This is a genomic window from Bacillus sp. SJZ110 (assembly GCF_006715455.1).
Classification (GTDB): domain Bacteria; phylum Bacillota; class Bacilli; order Bacillales; family Bacillaceae; genus Bacillus; species Bacillus subtilis.
This window is the reverse complement of the sequence record NZ_VFNF01000005.1, coordinates 16,915-35,144: the sequence shown is the minus strand read 5'-3', so window position 1 is coordinate 35,144 and position 18,230 is coordinate 16,915. Positions and strand designations below refer to the sequence as shown.

General features: G+C 43.5%; 15 protein-coding genes and 1 other annotated feature (1 of these 16 running past the window's edge). Of the genes, 13 read left to right on the top strand and 2 right to left on the bottom strand.

Annotated features, from left to right (window positions below):
• Positions 1-135: 135 nt before the first annotated feature.
• The 5 genes from tig (at position 136) to yihA (ending at position 7,843) form a co-directional block, all read left to right on the top strand.
• Positions 136-1,410: a trigger factor gene (gene tig, locus FB592_RS14895; protein WP_014480469.1), complete on the top strand. Its 1,275-nt coding sequence runs from the start codon at positions 136-138 to the stop codon at positions 1,408-1,410.
• Between the two features lie 271 nt (positions 1,411-1,681).
• Positions 1,682-2,944 (top strand): ATP-dependent protease ATP-binding subunit ClpX, encoded by a 1,263-nt coding sequence (gene clpX / locus FB592_RS14890; protein ID WP_003229613.1) that lies wholly within the window; start codon positions 1,682-1,684, stop codon positions 2,942-2,944.
• A gap of 151 nt (positions 2,945-3,095) precedes the next feature.
• Entirely contained in the window at positions 3,096-4,754 is a 1,659-nt protein-coding gene (lonB, locus tag FB592_RS14885; protein WP_014477564.1) for an ATP-dependent protease LonB, read from the top strand.
• A gap of 180 nt (positions 4,755-4,934) precedes the next feature.
• A complete protein-coding gene (gene lon, locus FB592_RS14880) occupies positions 4,935-7,259 on the top strand; it encodes an endopeptidase La (protein ID WP_003229618.1) in 2,325 nt (774 codons plus the stop codon).
• On the top strand, positions 7,256-7,843 hold the full coding sequence (yihA, locus tag FB592_RS14875) for a ribosome biogenesis GTP-binding protein YihA/YsxC (protein ID WP_003229621.1): 588 nt from the start codon (positions 7,256-7,258) through the stop codon (positions 7,841-7,843). The genes lon and yihA overlap by 4 nt, the downstream gene beginning before the upstream one ends.
• Before the next feature lie 21 nt (positions 7,844-7,864).
• Here yihA and FB592_RS14870 read toward each other — a convergent pair whose 3' ends face one another.
• The gene (locus FB592_RS14870; protein ID WP_103803770.1) at positions 7,865-8,362 is read right to left on the bottom strand and encodes a hypothetical protein; all 498 of its coding nucleotides are present in this window, start codon (positions 8,360-8,362) and stop codon (positions 7,865-7,867) included.
• A gap of 229 nt (positions 8,363-8,591) precedes the next feature.
• On the opposite strand from FB592_RS14870, the gene hemA reads away from it, so the two are divergent.
• From hemA to cotN, 8 genes are all read left to right on the top strand, one after another.
• Positions 8,592-9,959 carry a glutamyl-tRNA reductase gene (gene hemA / locus FB592_RS14865; RefSeq protein WP_103803771.1) on the top strand — a complete coding sequence of 456 codons (1,368 nt, stop codon included), beginning with the start codon at positions 8,592-8,594 and terminating at the stop codon, positions 9,957-9,959.
• A gap of 7 nt (positions 9,960-9,966) precedes the next feature.
• Positions 9,967-10,797 (top strand): cytochrome c biogenesis protein, encoded by an 831-nt coding sequence (locus tag FB592_RS14860; RefSeq protein ID WP_003222575.1) that lies wholly within the window; start codon positions 9,967-9,969, stop codon positions 10,795-10,797.
• A gap of 32 nt (positions 10,798-10,829) precedes the next feature.
• Positions 10,830-11,774, top strand: a complete 945-nt coding sequence (gene hemC / locus FB592_RS14855; RefSeq protein WP_021480247.1) for a hydroxymethylbilane synthase — start codon at positions 10,830-10,832, stop codon at positions 11,772-11,774.
• On the top strand, positions 11,764-12,552 hold the full coding sequence (hemD, locus tag FB592_RS14850; protein WP_072175587.1) for a uroporphyrinogen-III synthase: 789 nt from the start codon (positions 11,764-11,766) through the stop codon (positions 12,550-12,552). The genes hemC and hemD overlap by 11 nt, the downstream gene beginning before the upstream one ends.
• Positions 12,549-13,523 (top strand): porphobilinogen synthase, encoded by a 975-nt coding sequence (gene hemB / locus FB592_RS14845; protein WP_072175588.1) that lies wholly within the window; start codon positions 12,549-12,551, stop codon positions 13,521-13,523. The genes hemD and hemB overlap by 4 nt, the downstream gene beginning before the upstream one ends.
• 29 nt (positions 13,524-13,552) lie before the next feature.
• Positions 13,553-14,845 carry a glutamate-1-semialdehyde 2,1-aminomutase gene (gene hemL, locus FB592_RS14840; RefSeq protein WP_015384279.1) on the top strand — a complete coding sequence of 431 codons (1,293 nt, stop codon included), beginning with the start codon at positions 13,553-13,555 and terminating at the stop codon, positions 14,843-14,845.
• 130 nt (positions 14,846-14,975) lie between these two features.
• Positions 14,976-16,703: a spore coat morphogenetic protein SpoVID gene (gene spoVID / locus FB592_RS14835; RefSeq protein WP_141949723.1), complete on the top strand. Its 1,728-nt coding sequence runs from the start codon at positions 14,976-14,978 to the stop codon at positions 16,701-16,703.
• A gap of 32 nt (positions 16,704-16,735) precedes the next feature.
• Complete coding sequence (cotN, locus tag FB592_RS14830) at positions 16,736-17,761, top strand: spore coat protein CotN (RefSeq protein WP_141949721.1); 1,026 nt, start codon at positions 16,736-16,738, stop codon at positions 17,759-17,761.
• 18 nt (positions 17,762-17,779) lie between these two features.
• Here cotN and FB592_RS14825 read toward each other — a convergent pair whose 3' ends face one another.
• On the bottom strand, positions 17,780-17,971 hold the full coding sequence (locus FB592_RS14825) for a hypothetical protein (RefSeq protein ID WP_003222590.1): 192 nt from the start codon (positions 17,969-17,971) through the stop codon (positions 17,780-17,782).
• A gap of 165 nt (positions 17,972-18,136) precedes the next feature.
• Positions 18,137-18,230: a binding site (T-box leader), on the top strand (it continues 129 nt past the right edge of the window).

The window sequence follows — 18,230 nt, the reverse complement described above, 5'->3', positions numbered from 1 at the left end:
GCTTTGCAGTTCATTATTAACATCTATACATAATGATTCTGATCTTTGGCAGCTTTGTTTTTATTGGACGAAGCCGAATGATTGCTTTAGAATGGAAGACCGACACAACCTGAATAGATTTTTGGAGGGAAACACATGTCTGTAAAATGGGAAAAACAAGAAGGCAACGAAGGCGTTTTAACGGTTGAAGTTGATGCTGAAACGTTTAAAACAGCACTTGATGATGCATTTAAAAAAGTAGTAAAACAAGTTTCAATTCCTGGATTCCGTAAAGGTAAAATTCCTCGCGGATTATTCGAACAGCGCTTTGGCGTAGAAGCTCTTTACCAAGATGCTTTGGATATTCTTCTTCCTGTAGAATACCCTAAAGCGGTTGAAGAAGCTGGAATCGAGCCTGTAGACCGTCCTGAAATCGACGTTGAAAAAATCGAAAAAGGCGAAAGCTTAATCTTCACTGCGAAAGTAACAGTAAAACCTGAAGTGAAGCTTGGCGACTACAAAGGCTTAGGCATTGAAAAAGACGACACAACTGTAACTGACGAAGATGTTCAAAACGAACTAAAAGCGCTTCAAGAGCGTCAAGCTGAGCTTGTTGTAAAAGAAGAAGGCGCTGTTGAAGAAGGAAACACAGTTGTTCTTGATTTCGAAGGATTCGTTGACGGCGAAGCTTTCGAAGGCGGAAAAGCTGAAAACTACTCTCTAGAAGTAGGTTCTGGTTCATTCATCCCTGGCTTCGAAGATCAATTAGTTGGCCTTGAAGCAGGTGCTGAGAAGGATGTTGAAGTGACATTCCCTGAGGAGTACCACGCTGAAGATCTTGCAGGCAAACCAGCTGTGTTCAAAGTGAAAATTCACGAAATCAAAGCGAAAGAGCTTCCTGAGCTTGACGATGAATTCGCAAAAGATATCGATGAAGAAGTGGAAACACTCGCTGAATTAACTGAAAAAACTAAGAAACGTTTAGAAGAAGCAAAAGAAAACGAAGCTGACGCTAAATTGCGTGAAGAGCTTGTTCTGAAAGCTTCTGAAAATGCTGAAATCGATGTTCCGCAAGCAATGGTCGACACTGAGCTTGACCGCATGCTGAAAGAATTCGAACAGCGTCTGCAAATGCAAGGCATGAACCTTGAGCTTTACACTCAATTCTCAGGCCAAGATGAAGCTGCGTTAAAAGAGCAAATGAAAGAAGATGCTGAAAAACGCGTAAAATCTAACCTGACTCTTGAGGCGATTGCGAAAGCGGAAAACCTTGAAGTATCAGATGAGGAAGTTGATGCTGAGCTTACTAAAATGGCTGAAGCATACAACATGCCTGTTGAAAATATTAAACAAGCCATCGGTTCTACTGACGCGATGAAAGAAGATTTAAAAGTTCGCAAAGCAATTGATTTTCTTGTAGAAAACCGTTAATATGGTGCATAATAATAGTACTAATAAAACAGGGCGCGAATCATTCGTGCCTTGTTTTGTACAATTATGAGTTATCTCTTTTTCTTGGGGCAATATAGTTAATGCAGGGCTGTTTTTTGTCATACATATAGAATGTGCAAGTCAGAAACACATTGTTACCGTCTTTTTGGAAAGTATGGTAAAATGCAATACATACTCGTTCGTTTCAAGAATCATTTTCTTTTGCTCTGCCGGTAAAAGAAAAAGTGAGACAAGATTAAGGGGTGAAAGAATGTTTAAATTTAACGAGGAAAAAGGACAATTAAAATGCTCGTTCTGTGGAAAAACACAAGATCAGGTTCGTAAGCTTGTAGCTGGACCTGGTGTATATATATGTGACGAATGTATCGAACTCTGCACTGAAATTGTAGAGGAAGAACTCGGAACAGAAGAAGAAGTAGAATTTAAAGACGTACCAAAGCCTCAGGAAATTCGCGAAATTTTGAATGAATATGTCATCGGCCAAGATCAAGCGAAGAAATCACTTGCTGTTGCTGTGTATAACCACTATAAGCGCATTAACTCCAACAGCAAAGTTGATGATGTTGAGCTTTCAAAAAGTAATATTTCATTAATCGGCCCTACGGGAAGCGGTAAAACCCTTCTGGCGCAAACATTAGCTCGCATTTTAAATGTGCCGTTTGCGATTGCAGACGCTACATCTTTGACTGAAGCTGGATACGTGGGTGAAGATGTAGAGAATATTCTCTTGAAGCTCATCCAAGCTGCTGATTATGATGTGGAAAAAGCCGAAAAAGGCATTATCTATATTGATGAAATCGATAAAGTGGCTAGAAAATCTGAAAACCCGTCTATCACACGTGACGTGTCAGGTGAGGGTGTACAGCAGGCATTGCTTAAAATTCTTGAGGGTACAGTGGCAAGCGTGCCGCCTCAAGGTGGACGTAAGCATCCTCATCAAGAATTCATTCAAATTGACACAACAAATATTTTGTTCATTTGCGGCGGAGCTTTCGATGGTATCGAACAAATCATCAAACGCCGTTTAGGCCAAAAAGTGATTGGATTCGGTGCCGACAATAAAGCTGCTGATCTTGAGAAAGAAGATCTTCTTTCAAAAGTGCTTCCTGAAGATTTGCTCCGTTTCGGGTTAATTCCTGAATTTATCGGACGTCTTCCGGTTATTGCAAGCCTTGAAAAGCTTGACGAAGAAGCATTGGTTGCGATCTTAACAAAACCGAAAAACGCTCTTGTTAAGCAATTCAAGAAAATGCTTGAGCTTGATAACGTTGAGCTTGAGTTTGAAGAAGAAGCGCTTTCTGAAATTGCTAAAAAAGCAATTGAACGCAAGACTGGAGCACGCGGACTCCGTTCTATCATTGAAGGCATCATGCTTGATGTGATGTTTGAGCTGCCTTCTCGTGATGACATTGAAAAATGTGTAATTACCGGGGCAACTGTGACACACGGAGAGCCTCCTCGCCTCTTATTAAAAGACGGCACTGAGGTAAGCCAAGATAAAACATCTGCATAAAGATAAGTACAAACCTCCTGAGTGGTAACACTCAGGAGGTTTTTTTGCATGCAACTCTTCCGGAAAAACGTTTATTCCCGTCTTCTATGGGAGATACTAGCAATCAGAGGAATGAATTGGATACATAAATTGTTTTTCAGGAGGGACCACCATGAGTTGGACAGGGATCGCGTTATTTATTCAGCTGTTTTTTGGGATCATCATCGGTTTGTATTTTTGGAATTTGCTTAAAAATCAAAGGACACAAAAGGTCACAATAGATAAAGAATCAAAGAAGGAAATGGAGCAGCTTCGGAAAATGCGCGCTATCAGCTTGTCCGAGCCATTATCTGAGAAGGTCCGCCCCAAAAGCTTTCAAGATATCGTCGGACAGGAAGACGGCATTAAAGCATTAAAGGCGGCTTTATGCGGGCCAAATCCTCAGCATGTGATTGTCTATGGGCCACCGGGAGTTGGGAAAACGGCTGCTGCGCGGCTTGTGTTGGAAGAAGCAAAAAAACATAAACAATCACCGTTTAAAGAGCAGGCTGTCTTTGTGGAACTCGATGCGACAACAGCCCGTTTTGATGAAAGAGGAATTGCCGATCCGCTCATCGGCTCTGTCCATGACCCGATATACCAAGGGGCCGGAGCGATGGGACAGGCTGGGATTCCGCAGCCGAAGCAGGGAGCTGTCACCCATGCCCATGGCGGTGTGCTGTTTATTGATGAAATAGGGGAGCTGCATCCTATTCAAATGAATAAAATGCTGAAGGTGCTTGAGGACAGAAAAGTCTTTTTAGACAGTGCGTATTACAGTGAGGAAAATACACAAATTCCGAATCATATTCATGATATTTTTCAAAATGGGCTGCCGGCTGATTTTCGCTTGATTGGCGCGACCACGAGAATGCCAAACGAAATTCCGCCAGCTATCAGGTCCCGCTGTTTGGAAGTTTTTTTCCGCGAGCTTGAAAAGGACGAGCTGAAAACGGTTGCTAAAACAGCAGCGGATAAAATTGAAAAAAATATCTCCGAAGAAGGCCTAGATCTTTTGACCAGCTACACGCGGAACGGGCGGGAAGCCGTCAATATGATTCAAATCGCAGCGGGGATGGCTGTAACGGAGAATCGGAAAGACATTACGATTGAGGATATTGAATGGGTCATTCACTCCAGTCAGCTTACTCCAAAGCACGAGCAAAAAATCGGTGTTGAACCACAGGTTGGCATTGTAAATGGGCTTGCAGTCTATGGGCCTAACAGCGGATCGCTTCTGGAAATCGAAGTGAGTGTAACCGCGGCTCAAGATAAAGGATCAATTAACATCACAGGAATAGCTGAAGAAGAAAGCATCGGCAGCCAATCAAAATCAATCAGACGAAAAAGCATGGCGAAGGGTTCGGTTGAAAATGTATTAACCGTGCTCCGGACAATGGGAATGAAGCCTTCTGATTATGATATTCACATCAATTTCCCAGGAGGGATTCCGATTGATGGGCCGTCAGCAGGCATTGCGATGGCGGCGGGGATTTTCTCGGCGATACACAAAATTCCTATTGACAATACCGTTGCGATGACGGGCGAAATCAGCCTGAACGGTCTTGTGAAACCCATTGGAGGCGTCATTCCGAAAATAAAAGCGGCCAAGCAGTCCGGTGCGAAAAAGGTGATTATCCCATATGAAAATCAGCAGGCCATCTTAAAGCAGATTGACGGGATCGAGATTATTGCAGTGAAGACGTTCCAAGAAGTGCTTGATGAAATTTTAGTGAATCCGCCAACGGAACAAAAACCGTTTCATATTGAAATCAATAAAGAATCTGTTTAAACCCTATTTTGATAATAGGGTTTTTTTCATGAAGGACATCTTTTCCTTTTTCATATCAGAAAGAAAGGGTATACTACGAGGAGACTGTTTTATAGAAAATGGAACCATGCCGTTTATTGTACAAGGATGAAAAAGTTGTATTATAATGGTTCATACTAAAGTCACGGAGGTGTCAGTCACATGGCAGAAGAATTAAAACGCAGCATCCCGCTCCTCCCTTTAAGAGGTTTATTAGTGTACCCGACGATGGTTTTGCATTTAGATGTAGGACGTGACAAGTCGGTTCAAGCTCTTGAACAGGCAATGATGCATGATCATATGATATTTTTAGCCACTCAGCAGGATATTTCGATAGACGAACCTGGTGAAGACGAGATTTTCACTGTCGGCACCTATACAAAAATTAAGCAAATGCTGAAGCTTCCGAACGGTACGATTCGTGTGTTGGTGGAGGGCCTCAAGCGCGCCCATATCGTCAAATACAATGAACACGAGGATTACACGTCGGTCGACATTCAACTTATTCATGAAGATGATTCAAAAGATACAGAAGACGAAGCATTGATGCGGACTTTGCTAGACCACTTTGATCAGTACATAAAAATTTCTAAAAAAATCTCGGCCGAAACGTACGCCGCGGTTACTGATATCGAAGAGCCGGGCAGAATGGCAGACATCGTTGCTTCTCATCTGCCCCTTAAACTAAAGGATAAGCAGGATATTTTAGAAACGGCTGATGTCAAAGACAGGCTGAACAAGGTCATTGATTTTATTAATAATGAAAAAGAAGTGCTGGAGATTGAGAAAAAAATCGGCCAGCGCGTCAAACGTTCGATGGAGCGTACGCAGAAGGAATACTACTTGCGAGAACAAATGAAGGCGATTCAAAAAGAGCTTGGCGATAAAGAAGGCAAAACTGGCGAAGTTCAGACGCTGACGGAAAAAATCGAAGAAGCAGGCATGCCTGATCATGTGAAGGAAACAGCGCTTAAAGAATTGAACAGATATGAAAAAATTCCGTCAAGTTCTGCGGAAAGCTCTGTGATCCGCAACTATATCGACTGGCTGGTTGCTCTTCCGTGGACGGATGAAACAGATGATAAGCTTGATTTGAAAGAAGCAGGACGTCTCTTGGACGAAGAGCACCACGGGCTTGAAAAAGTAAAAGAACGTATTTTAGAATATTTGGCTGTCCAGAAGCTGACCAAATCCCTGAAAGGCCCGATTCTCTGTTTGGCAGGACCTCCAGGTGTCGGAAAAACGTCTTTAGCCAAATCAATTGCAAAAAGCTTGGGACGCAAATTCGTCAGAATCTCACTCGGAGGAGTTCGGGACGAATCAGAGATACGCGGACACAGACGGACCTATGTCGGAGCAATGCCTGGACGGATTATTCAAGGGATGAAAAAAGCGGGCAAGCTGAATCCGGTCTTCTTATTAGACGAAATTGACAAAATGTCATCTGATTTTAGAGGAGACCCATCATCCGCTATGCTTGAAGTGCTTGATCCAGAGCAAAACAGCAGCTTCAGTGATCACTATATTGAAGAAACCTTTGATTTATCCAAAGTGCTGTTTATCGCAACGGCGAACAATTTGGCCACAATTCCGGGTCCGCTCAGAGACAGAATGGAAATTATTAATATCGCAGGCTACACAGAAATAGAAAAACTTGAAATCGTAAAGGATCACTTGCTTCCAAAGCAAATCAAAGAACACGGGCTGAAGAAAAGCAACCTGCAGCTGCGTGATCAGGCGATTCTTGATATTATCCGCTACTATACGAGAGAAGCTGGTGTGAGAAGCCTTGAACGCCAGCTTGCCGCGATTTGCCGTAAAGCTGCAAAAGCCATTGTTGCTGAAGAGCGAAAACGGATTACGGTTACTGAGAAGAACCTTCAAGACTTTATCGGAAAACGTATTTTCAGATATGGACAAGCTGAAACAGAGGATCAGGTTGGTGTAGTGACAGGGCTTGCTTATACAACCGTTGGCGGAGATACGCTGTCGATTGAAGTATCGCTTTCTCCGGGGAAAGGGAAATTAATCCTGACAGGAAAGCTCGGAGATGTTATGAGAGAGTCTGCTCAGGCTGCATTCAGCTATGTGCGATCCAAAACAGAAGAACTTGGCATTGAACCTGACTTTCATGAGAAGTATGATATTCATATACATGTACCAGAGGGTGCGGTGCCAAAAGATGGTCCGTCAGCCGGTATTACGATGGCAACAGCGCTTGTTTCTGCTTTAACGGGACGGGCGGTTTCGCGTGAAGTCGGCATGACTGGGGAAATCACGCTTCGCGGGCGCGTGCTGCCGATCGGCGGCTTAAAGGAAAAAGCGCTTGGCGCACATAGAGCGGGATTAACGACCATTATTGCGCCTAAAGATAATGAAAAAGATATAGAGGATATTCCGGAAAGCGTCAGGGAGGGGCTGACATTTATATTGGCGTCCCACTTAGACGAGGTTTTGGAACATGCCTTAGTAGGAGAGAAGAAATGAAAGTCACAAAGTCAGAAATCGTGATCAGTGCAGTAAAACCGGAACAGTACCCTGAAGGGGGGCTTCCGGAAATCGCATTGGCCGGAAGATCGAACGTAGGAAAATCGTCTTTTATCAATTCATTAATCAATCGCAAAAATCTTGCGAGAACGTCATCAAAGCCGGGAAAAACACAAACACTTAATTTCTACATTATCAATGATGAGCTGCATTTTGTGGATGTGCCGGGCTACGGTTTTGCCAAAGTGTCAAAGTCTGAGCGTGAAGCATGGGGCAGAATGATTGAAACCTATATCACGACACGCGAGGAATTAAAAGCTGTGGTGCAGATCGTTGATTTGCGGCATGCGCCATCTAATGATGATGTACAGATGTATGAATTTTTAAAGTATTACGGCATTCCTGTTATTGTTATCGCTACAAAGGCGGATAAGATCCCGAAAGGCAAATGGGACAAACACGCGAAGGTTGTCCGACAAACATTAAATATTGATCCGGAAGACGAGCTGATTCTCTTTTCCTCAGAAACGAAAAAGGGAAAAGACGAAGCTTGGGGAGCGATCAAAAAAATGATAAACCGGTAGAGGATCCTCTACCGGTTTTATTTATCGTATAGATTTTTTTCGTTTTATCAATAATAACAATAAACTGATTCCAATAAAGACAAACGGCCAATACTCCTTCAGAAGCGCTGTTGGAATATGCGCAGACTCAAGCCATGCCATAATTTGTTTGAAAAAGTACAAAAACAGGGAAAAACAAATCATCGACACAGCTTCATATACATATTCTTTTTTTTGAACGGCTGAAACGAGAAGTGAGAAGCCGATCATAAAGAGGAGCATTTCAAAATCATCCGGCCACCATACCCATTTCGGCTTGGCAAAAAAGTGTAAACCGATTCCGAAGAGAAGCAAACCAATAAAAAAATGGGGTGTAACGGCTTCTTTTTTTCCTTGATATACAAAGGCTGCGCCTAACAAAATGAGGAGAACAGGCCATTGATCCTGCCCTGAAAACAGTTCGGCTTGGCCGCTTTCTAGCCATGCATATACAGAAGCGGCAAGCAGCAGACAAGGGAATAAAATTGATTTTTGTTTCATGCATATCACCTTCTTGTTTTTTAGAGCTGATGTGTAGTAAATTTCTGCTGTTTTTGGTATTGTCAATAGGAATGCTTCTTTTCCCTGAAGCTTTTTCTAATATAGCATAAGAATTTTAAAATCTGTTCACATTTTGTGAAAGAAACTATGTTATAATTATTATAAATAATGAGTTCTATGTTAGAATGATTATAAATTAAGATTGGGTGTTGGGGGTGTAATTAGAGCGATGCATATACTTGTTGTGGGAGTAGATTATAAATCCGCCCCTATTGAGATACGTGAAAAAGTAAGTTTTCAGCCGAATGAGCTGGCAGAAGCAATGGTGCAGCTGAAAGAAGAGAAAAGCATTCTTGAAAACATCATTGTCTCAACCTGCAACCGCACTGAAATTTATGCGGTAGTCGATCAGCTCCATACCGGCCGTTATTATATAAAAAAGTTTTTAGCTGATTGGTTTCAATTAAGCAAAGAAGAGCTGTCACCGTTCTTAACGTTTTATGAGAGCGATGCCGCTGTTGAGCATTTATTCCGTGTAGCCTGCGGACTTGACTCTATGGTGATTGGCGAAACGCAGATTCTCGGACAGGTACGCGACAGCTTTAAAACAGCTCAGCAAGAAAAAACGATCGGGACTATTTTTAATGAGCTGTTTAAGCAGGCGGTTACAGTGGGCAAACGAACTCACGCCGAAACAGACATTGGCTCAAATGCGGTGTCAGTAAGCTATGCTGCAGTTGAACTTGCTAAAAAAATCTTCGGAAATCTTTCAAGCAAGCACATATTGATTCTCGGTGCGGGAAAAATGGGCGAGCTTGCTGCGGAAAACCTGCACGGACAGGGAATCAGCAAGGTCACTGTCATTAACCGAACATACTTGAAAGCGAAGGAGCTTGCAAACCGTTTCTCAGGTGAAGCGAGAAGCTTGAATCAGCTTGAAAGCGCGCTTGCGGAGGCTGATATTTTAATCAGTTCAACCGGTGCAAGTGAATTTGTCGTGTCCAAAGAGATGATGGAAAACGCGAATAAGCTTCGCAAGGGACGCCCGCTGTTTATGGTCGACATTGCCGTGCCTAGAGATCTTGATCCGGCGCTGAATGATCTTGAAGGTGTTTTTCTTTATGATATCGACGATCTGGAAGGCATTGTAGAAGCGAACATGAAAGAGCGGAGAGAAACAGCTGAAAAAGTTGAACTGTTAATTGAAGAAACCATTGTGGAATTTAAACAATGGATGAATACACTTGGTGTTGTGCCGGTTATTTCTGCATTGCGCGAAAAGGCGCTTGCCATCCAGTCAGAAACGATGGACAGCATTGAGCGTAAGCTGCCTCACTTAAGCACAAGAGAGAAAAAACTGTTGAACAAACACACCAAAAGTATTATTAACCAAATGCTTCGTGATCCGATTTTAAAGGTGAAAGAGCTTGCTGCAGATGCTGATTCTGAAGAAAAGCTTGCGTTGTTTATGCAGATTTTTGATATTGAAGAAGCTGCGGGCCGTCAAATGATGAAAACCGTTGAAAGCAGCCAGAAGGTCCACTCTTTTAAGAAGGCTGAATCAAAAGCGGGCTTTAGCCCACTTGTAAGTGAGTGAAAGCTGAATGATTGATACTGCAATGGCAAGACTTAATGAGGGGACAATCGTCATTTACGCGTTAAGTGTACTCTTTTATTTTATAGATTTTCTTCAACACAACCGGAAGGCTGGAAAAATGGCCTTCTGGTTGCTTTCTATTGTCTGGACTCTGCAAACCGTGTATTTGGCCTATTTTATGTGGGTGACGGGGCGGTTTCCGGTATTAAATGTGACGGAGGCGCTTTATTTTTATGCCTGGGTGCTTGTCACGCTGTCACTGGTACTGACAAAGCTTTTACGTGTTGACTTTATCGTGTTTTTTACAAATGTTATAGGATTTTCTATGATCGCCATTCACACATTTTCACCGACAGAGCAGCAGTCAGCTGCTTTTTCCGGGCAGCTTGTATCCGAGCTTTTGGTGATTCATATTACAATGGCGATTCTTTCATACGGCGCTTTTTCCCTTTCTTTCGTTTTTTCTGTGCTATATATGTTTCAATATCATCTGCTGAAAAAGAAAAAGTGGGGAAAATGGCTGTTGAGAATAGAAGATTTATCTAAGCTTGATTATATGGCGTATGTTTTAAATGTCATTGGGGTTCCGATGCTGCTGCTGAGTTTGATTCTCGGCGTCATATGGGCATATGTCTCACTAGAAACGCTGTATTGGTTTGACGCCAAAGTGCTTGGTTCGTTTGTCGTCCTGCTGCTGTACAGCTATTATCTTTATATCAGGCTGATTAAAGAGCTGCAAGGAAAGGTCGCTGCACTGTGGAATACGGCTTGTTTTCTGGTGCTGATGATCAATTATTTCCTGCTTGGAAGCCTGTCGCAATTCCATTGGTTCAGTTAAACGATGTCCCAAGCAGATTCGGGAGGAAAGAAATGATGAGAACGATTAAAGTAGGTTCCAGACGAAGCAAACTCGCTATGACTCAAACAAAATGGGTTATTCAAAAACTGAAGGAAATCAATCCTTCGTTTGCTTTTGAAATTAAAGAGATCGTGACAAAGGGCGACCGGATTGTCGATGTTACACTCTCAAAAGTGGGTGGAAAAGGGCTGTTTGTCAAAGAAATTGAACAGGCGCTTTTAAACGAAGAGATTGATATGGCAGTGCACAGCATGAAGGACATGCCTGCTGTTTTGCCTGAAGGCCTTGTGATCGGCTGCATTCCTGAACGGGAGGACCCGCGTGATGCCCTTATTTCAAAGAATCGCGTAAAGCTTTCAGAAATGAAGGAAGGTGCTGTCATTGGCACAAGCAGTTTAAGAAGAAGCGCGCAGCTTTTGATTGAGCGCCCTGACCTTACAATTAAATGGATTAGAGGTAATATAGATACAAGACTTCAAAAGCTGGAAACAGAGGATTATGACGCGATTATTTTAGCGGCTGCCGGCCTTTCTAGAATGGGGTGGAAGCAAGATGTCGTAACCGAATTCCTTGAGCCAGAGCGCTGTTTGCCTGCTGTGGGGCAGGGAGCACTGGCGATTGAGTGCCGAGAATCGGATGAAGCGCTGTTGGCGTTGTTTTCTCAGTTTACAGATGAATATACAAAACGAACTGTCTTAGCGGAACGTGCTTTTTTAAACGCGATGGAGGGCGGCTGCCAGGTTCCGATCGCGGGCTACTCCGTGTTAAATGGACAGGATGAAATTGAAATGACAGGTCTTGTCGCTTCACCTGACGGCAAAATCATTTTTAAAGAAACCGTCACCGGAAACGATCCGGAGGAAGTAGGAAAGCGCTGTGCCGCTCTTATGGCTGACAAAGGAGCAAAAGATTTAATTGATCGTGTAAAACGGGAGCTTGATGAGGATGGAAAATGATTTTCCGTTGAAAGGAAAAACAGTGCTTGTCACCCGGAATAAGGCACAGGCAACATCATTTCAGCAAAAAGTGGAGGCGCTTGGCGGTAAAGCTGTTTTAACCTCTTTGATTACGTTTCGCCGCGCTTTGCCGAATGATGTTGCGGAACAGGTAAGAGAGGATCTTGCCGCGCCAGGCTGGCTTGTTTTTACAAGTGTGAATGGGGCAGACTTCTTTTTTTCTTATCTGAAGGAAAATCAGCTTATTATGCCTGCGCATAAAAAAATTGCAGCCGTCGGTGAAAAAACCGCCCGCCGTTTAAAAACGCATAACGTATCGGTTGATGTGATGCCACAGGAGTATATTGCTGAACAATTGGCTGACGCTCTTAAGCAGCATGCTGAACCGGGGGAGCCCATTACCGTGATGAAAGGGAATTTGTCACGTGATGTGATAAAACAAGAGCTTGTCCCGCTCGGTTTTGAAGTAAAGGAATGGGTTCTCTACGAAACGATTCCGGATGAAGAAGGCATTGAGGAACTGAAAGACGTTGCGGGTCAATATTCCTTTGACTATGTAACATTTACGAGTTCATCAACCGTACATACGTTTATGCATGTCTTGGGAGAAGAATTAAAAAAGTGGAAGGCGAATGGGACGGCCTGTATCAGCATTGGACCTTTAACAAATGATGCCCTTCTGACGTACGGCATCACATCGCATACGCCTGATACATTTACAATAGATGGCATGCTTGAATTAATGTGCAGCATGTCAAGAGAGGAAGAGAGAATATGAGTCAATCATTTAATAGACACCGCCGCCTGCGGACATCAAAAGCAATGAGAGAAATGGTAAAGGAAACACGTTTGCATCCATCAGATTTTATTTATCCGATTTTTGTCGTTGAAGGGCTGGAGGGCAAAAAAGCTGTTCCGTCAATGCCTGATGTTTACCATGTATCATTAGATTTATTGAAGGATGAAGTAGCGGAGCTGGTCAAACTGGGCATTCAATCTGTTATCGTGTTCGGCATCCCGGAAGAAAAAGATGATTGCGGAACACAAGCGTACCATGATCACGGAATTGTCCAAAAAGCCATCACAGAAATTAAAGATCACTTCCCTGAAATGGTTGTTGTCGCTGACACGTGCCTGTGCGAATACACAGACCACGGCCATTGCGGACTTGTCAAAGACGGGGTCATTCTCAATGATGAATCGCTGGAGCTTTTGGCGCAGACAGCTGTCAGCCAAGCGAAAGCAGGTGCGGATATCATTGCGCCATCAAACATGATGGACGGATTTGTTACAGTGATCAGAGAAGCACTTGATAAAGAAGGATTCGTCAATATTCCAATCATGTCTTACGCTGTGAAATATTCTAGCGAGTTTTACGGTCCGTTCCGTGATGCAGCAAACAGCACACCGCAATTCGGAGACCGCAAAACATATCAGATGGACCCTGCCAACCGTATGGAGGCACTCCGCGAAGCACAATCAGATGTCGAGGAAGGCGCGGACTTTTTGATTGTCAAACCTTCGCTTTCTTATATGGATATCATGCGTGACGTAAAAAATGAGTTTACTTTGCCGCTCGTCGCTTATAATGTAAGCGGAGAGTATTCAATGGTGAAGGCTGCAGCGCAGAACGGCTGGATCAAAGAAAAAGAAATTGTGTTGGAAATTTTGACAAGCATGAAGCGCGCGGGTGCCGACCTGATTATTACGTATCATGCGAAAGACGCAGCGAAATGGCTTGCGGAGTAATTTTATTCAGTTGACAGGAGTTGAGGCAGATGAGAAGCTATGAAAAATCAAAAACGGCTTTTAAAGAAGCGCAAAAACTCATGCCGGGCGGTGTGAACAGTCCCGTTCGCGCATTTAAATCGGTAGACATGGACCCGATTTTTATGGAGCGCGGAAAAGGCTCGAAAATCTTTGATATTGACGGGAATGAATATATTGACTACGTCTTGTCATGGGGGCCTTTAATTTTAGGGCATACAAATGACCGCGTCGTAGAAAGCCTCAAAAAAGTGGCTGAATACGGGACAAGCTTCGGTGCTCCGACTGAAGTAGAAAATGAACTGGCTAAGCTCGTCATTGATCGTGTGCCATCTGTAGAAATTGTACGAATGGTAAGCTCCGGAACAGAGGCTACAATGAGTGCCCTCCGTTTGGCAAGGGGCTATACGGGCCGCAACAAGATTTTAAAATTTGAGGGCTGCTACCACGGACACGGCGATTCTCTCTTGATTAAAGCTGGTTCAGGTGTTGCCACTCTCGGTCTGCCTGACAGCCCGGGGGTGCCCGAAGGCATTGCGAAAAACACCATCACCGTTCCGTACAATGATTTAGAAAGTGTAAAGCTTGCTTTCCAGCAATTCGGTGAAGACATTGCGGGAGTCATTGTAGAGCCAGTTGCCGGAAATATGGGTGTTGTTCCGCCGCAAGAAGGTTTCCTGCAGGGTCTGCGTGATATCACTGAGCAGTACGGCTCCCTGCTGATTTTTGATGAAGTGATGACTGGCTTCCGGGTCGATTATAACTGCGCTCAAGGCTACTTCGGCGTAACGCCTGATCTGACTTGTTTAGGAAAAGTAATCGGGGGCGGACTTCCTGTCGGTGCTTATGGCGGAAAGGCAGAAATCATGGAGCAGATCGCTCCAAGCGGCCCGATCTATCAAGCTGGTACATTGTCAGGCAATCCGCTTGCGATGACGGCTGGCTTAGAGACATTGAAACAGCTGACACCTGATTCCTACAAGAATTTCATCAAAAAAGGCGACAGACTGGAAGAAGGAATTTCAAAAGCTGCCGAGGCTCATGGCATTCCGCATACCTTTAACCGTGCAGGTTCGATGATCGGTTTCTTCTTTACAAACGAACCAGTCATCAATTATGAAACAGCGAAATCATCTGATTTGAAGCTGTTCGCAAGCTATTATAAAGGGATGGCAAATGAAGGGGTATTCCTTCCGCCATCACAATTCGAAGGTCTTTTCCTCTCAACGGCCCATACTGATGAAGATATTGAAAACACAATCCAGGCAGCTGAGAAAGTATTTGCTGAGATCAGCCGCAGATAAGAGTGAAAACCGGTATCAAGGACTCCTTGTGCCGGTTTTTTCGTGCTCTCCCACTCATATTTTCTCCAGTTCATACATACACCTTTAGTGACATCTAATTTTAAGGATTAGATGAAAGGAGGATATGAACTTGCCGCAAAATCATCGATTGCAATTTTCTGTAGAAGAATCGATCTGTTTCCAAAAAGGACAGGAAGTTTCTGAACTGCTTTCTATTTCATTAGATCCTGATATTAGGGTTCAGGAAGTAAATGATTATGTATCAATCATAGGATCGCTTGAACTTACAGGTGAGTACAACATAGATCAAAACAAACATACCGAAGAGATTTATACAGATAAGCGGTTTGTTGAACAAGTCAGAAAGAGAGAGGATGGAAGTGCGGAACTGACTCACTGTTTTCCTGTGGATATTACCATTCCGAAAAATAAAGTGAGCCATTTACAGGATGTCTTCGTCTTTATTGACGCATTTGACTATCAATTGACGGATTCGCGCATTTTAACAATTCAAGCTGATTTAGCGATCGAAGGGCTTTTGGACGATACGCAAGACAAAGAGCCGGAGATACCTTTATATGAAGCTCCTGCGGCATTCAGGGAGGAAGAGCTTTCAGAGCCGCCGGCACATAGTGTAGTAGAAGAACCGGGTGCATCATCGGCAGAGGAAGCAGTTCTTCAGCATGAACCGCCAGCCGAACCGCCAGAACTTTTTATCTCAAAAGCGGGGCTCCGTGAAGAACTGGAGACAGAAAAAGCAGAATCTGAGCCGCCTGAATCGGTTGCTTCAGAACCAGAGGCCAGAGAAGATGTAAAAGAGGAAGAAGAGTCAGAAGAGCTTGCTGTGCCGGAAACGGAGGTTCGTGCTGAATCGGAAACAGAAGAATCTGAGCCAGAACCTGATCATTCAGAAATAGAGATTCAAGAGATCGTTAAAGCAAAAAAAGAAACGGCTGAGCCGGCAGCTGCAATAGCGGATGTTCGTGAAGAAGCAGACTCTCCAGCGGAGACTGAGCTTCGTGAACACGCCGGAGCAGAAGAATCGCCTGCTTTGGAAGCTGAACTTCATTCAGAGACTGTGATTGCAGAGGAAAAAGAGGAAACAACAGTGTCTCCTAATCATGAATATGCGCTACGCCAAGAGGCTCAAAATGAAGAAGCAGCTCAATCGGATCAGGCTGATCCTGCGCTTTGCCAAGAAGAGGCGGAAGCGGATGAAGCTTTGGAGAGTGTATCAGAGGCCGCTCTCTCCATAGAAGATAGCAGAGAAACAGCTTCAGCTGTATATGTGGAGAATGACAAAGCCGATTTACATTTCCATTTCAATCAAAAAACAAGCTCGGAGGAGGCATCTCAAGAAGAATTGCCTGAACCGGCATACCGTACCTTCCTGCCTGAACAAGAAGAGGAGGATTCTTTTTATTCAGCGCCTAAGCTGCTGGAGGAGGAAGAACAAGAGGAAGAGAGCTTCGAAATTGAAGTGAGAAAAACACCATCAGCTGAAGAGCCTAAGGAAGAAACACCTTTTCAATCCTTCCAGCTGCCTGAATCTTCTGAGACTGAAAGGAAGGAAACGGATGCTGTTCCTAGGGTTGCTCCTGCTGCTGAAACGAAGGAACCTCAAACAAAGGAAAGTGATAATTCTCTTTATTTAACAAAACTCTTTACAAAAGAAGCGGATGAGTTTTCGAGAATGAAAATTTGTATTGTGCAGCAGGAAGATACGATCGAGCGTTTATGCGAACGGTATGAAATTACATCCCAGCAGCTGATCAGGATGAATTCTTTAGCCTTGGATGATGAATTAAAAGCAGGACAGATTCTCTATATTCCTCAATATAAAAATAGCCATGCGTAAACCGTAAGTGATCGGAAAATGTGGTGAATGAAATGGAAGATACCCAATCGGTTCTTCAGGAATACGGACTGACTGCTCAATTTATTGAGCCTGTCAGTCCTCTTGTTTGGAAAGTGTATACAGACTACGGCATATTTGCCCTGAAAAAATTGAAAGAAGGTCGCGGCAAGCATTTTACAGATCATATGGTGGCGATTGAGGAAAAAGGCTTTCGTTCATTCGTTCCCGTTTACAGAACAAATAGCGGTGAGTTTTTCTCAGCAGGCATACAATACGGAGATACCTACTATTTAATGCCTTGGCTCCAATTTGACCAAGAGGAAGAACGGGATCAAAAACAGGCTTATTTATTTAGGGAAACAGCCCGTCTTCACGAGAGAACCGCGCAAGAACTAAAGGTTAGACGTGATGAGATTGAACGTTATTACGGGCAAACGAAAAAAAAGTGGGAACAAGATAAAATTTTCTATGAGCAGTTTGTGGATAGAGCGGAGAAGGAGTGGTACCTTTCTCCCTTTGAACTCCAGGCCATAACCTATTTTTCTGAAACCATTTCCGCGGTGAATTTTGCGCTGGAACGGTTGGAGGACTGGTATGAGTCTGCAAAGGAAAAGGACGTTTCAAGGGTTGTAATGAACCACGGCAGCCTGTCTATACACCATTTTCTGTATAATGATGCCGGGACCGGATATTTTACAAACTTCGAAAGAGCATCTGTCGGTCCGCCGCAAAACGACCTGCTCGGCTTTTATACAAAAATGTTCAGAGGCTTTCCGAAAGCTTGTCCGGAATGCGTCGAATGGTTTTATGGATATACGAAATCATTCCCTTTGCGTGAAACGGAAGTCAGCCTTTTTCTCAGCTATATGGCATATCCGGCAGCCATGTACAAGGTGCTGAACGGTTATCAAACTGGGAAAAGACAGCATGAAAAAGAGGAATGTACACAATTATTAAAGGCTTATTGGCAAATGAAAAATATAGAGCCGTTTGTGATGAAAATTCATCAGATTGAACAAGAGAAAAAATTTCAGGCTGAAAACGAGTCCACGTCTTAATGGCGCGGACTTGTTTGTTTATATCCATTCTAAATGAAGGGCGCAAGCTAAAAAGATTAAGATTGCGAGCAGCAAAACATCAAAGGTTGTCGGAAAGAAAATGGTTCTGATTCCTTGAAAAATCGTAATGGGAATAATCACTTGTGCGGATACAAGCCGAATTTGCCTTACCCATGGCGGCAGCGAATAAGAGCTGAAACGTTTCTTCACGGTGCATCCTCCTCTACGCATTTACAAGCATCATATGTAAACTTGGGCAATAGGTGCCTGCCTATCTGTATAGAAAGCGGTGTTTTTGGAAAAGATGATTGACGAATCAAAAACACTTTTACTATAATAAAGAACATAAATAATGTATACAATGAGCTGATAAATACACCTGCTTAGAACGGGAAGAGTACAAAAAAGGCGCATGCAGAGAGAGAAGCCGTTTGCTGAAAGGCTTCTTATGTTGCCTGATTGGAAGGTC

Excerpts from the sequence above, each read along its gene's own strand:
- tig (WP_014480469.1), top strand. The coding sequence starts at position 136 with ATGTCTGTAAAATGGGAAAAACAAGAAGGCAACGAAGGCGTTTTAACG.
- clpX (WP_003229613.1), top strand. The coding sequence starts at position 1,682 with ATGTTTAAATTTAACGAGGAAAAAGGACAATTAAAATGCTCGTTCTGT.
- lonB (WP_014477564.1), top strand. The coding sequence starts at position 3,096 with ATGAGTTGGACAGGGATCGCGTTATTTATTCAGCTGTTTTTTGGGATC.
- lon (WP_003229618.1), top strand. The coding sequence starts at position 4,935 with ATGGCAGAAGAATTAAAACGCAGCATCCCGCTCCTCCCTTTAAGAGGT.
- yihA (WP_003229621.1), top strand. The coding sequence starts at position 7,256 with ATGAAAGTCACAAAGTCAGAAATCGTGATCAGTGCAGTAAAACCGGAA.
- FB592_RS14870 (WP_103803770.1), bottom strand. The coding sequence starts at position 8,362 with ATGAAACAAAAATCAATTTTATTCCCTTGTCTGCTGCTTGCCGCTTCT.
- hemA (WP_103803771.1), top strand. The coding sequence starts at position 8,592 with ATGCATATACTTGTTGTGGGAGTAGATTATAAATCCGCCCCTATTGAG.
- FB592_RS14860 (WP_003222575.1), top strand. The coding sequence starts at position 9,967 with ATGATTGATACTGCAATGGCAAGACTTAATGAGGGGACAATCGTCATT.
- hemC (WP_021480247.1), top strand. The coding sequence starts at position 10,830 with ATGATGAGAACGATTAAAGTAGGTTCCAGACGAAGCAAACTCGCTATG.
- hemD (WP_072175587.1), top strand. The coding sequence starts at position 11,764 with ATGGAAAATGATTTTCCGTTGAAAGGAAAAACAGTGCTTGTCACCCGG.
- hemB (WP_072175588.1), top strand. The coding sequence starts at position 12,549 with ATGAGTCAATCATTTAATAGACACCGCCGCCTGCGGACATCAAAAGCA.
- hemL (WP_015384279.1), top strand. The coding sequence starts at position 13,553 with ATGAGAAGCTATGAAAAATCAAAAACGGCTTTTAAAGAAGCGCAAAAA.
- cotN (WP_141949721.1), top strand. The coding sequence starts at position 16,736 with ATGGAAGATACCCAATCGGTTCTTCAGGAATACGGACTGACTGCTCAA.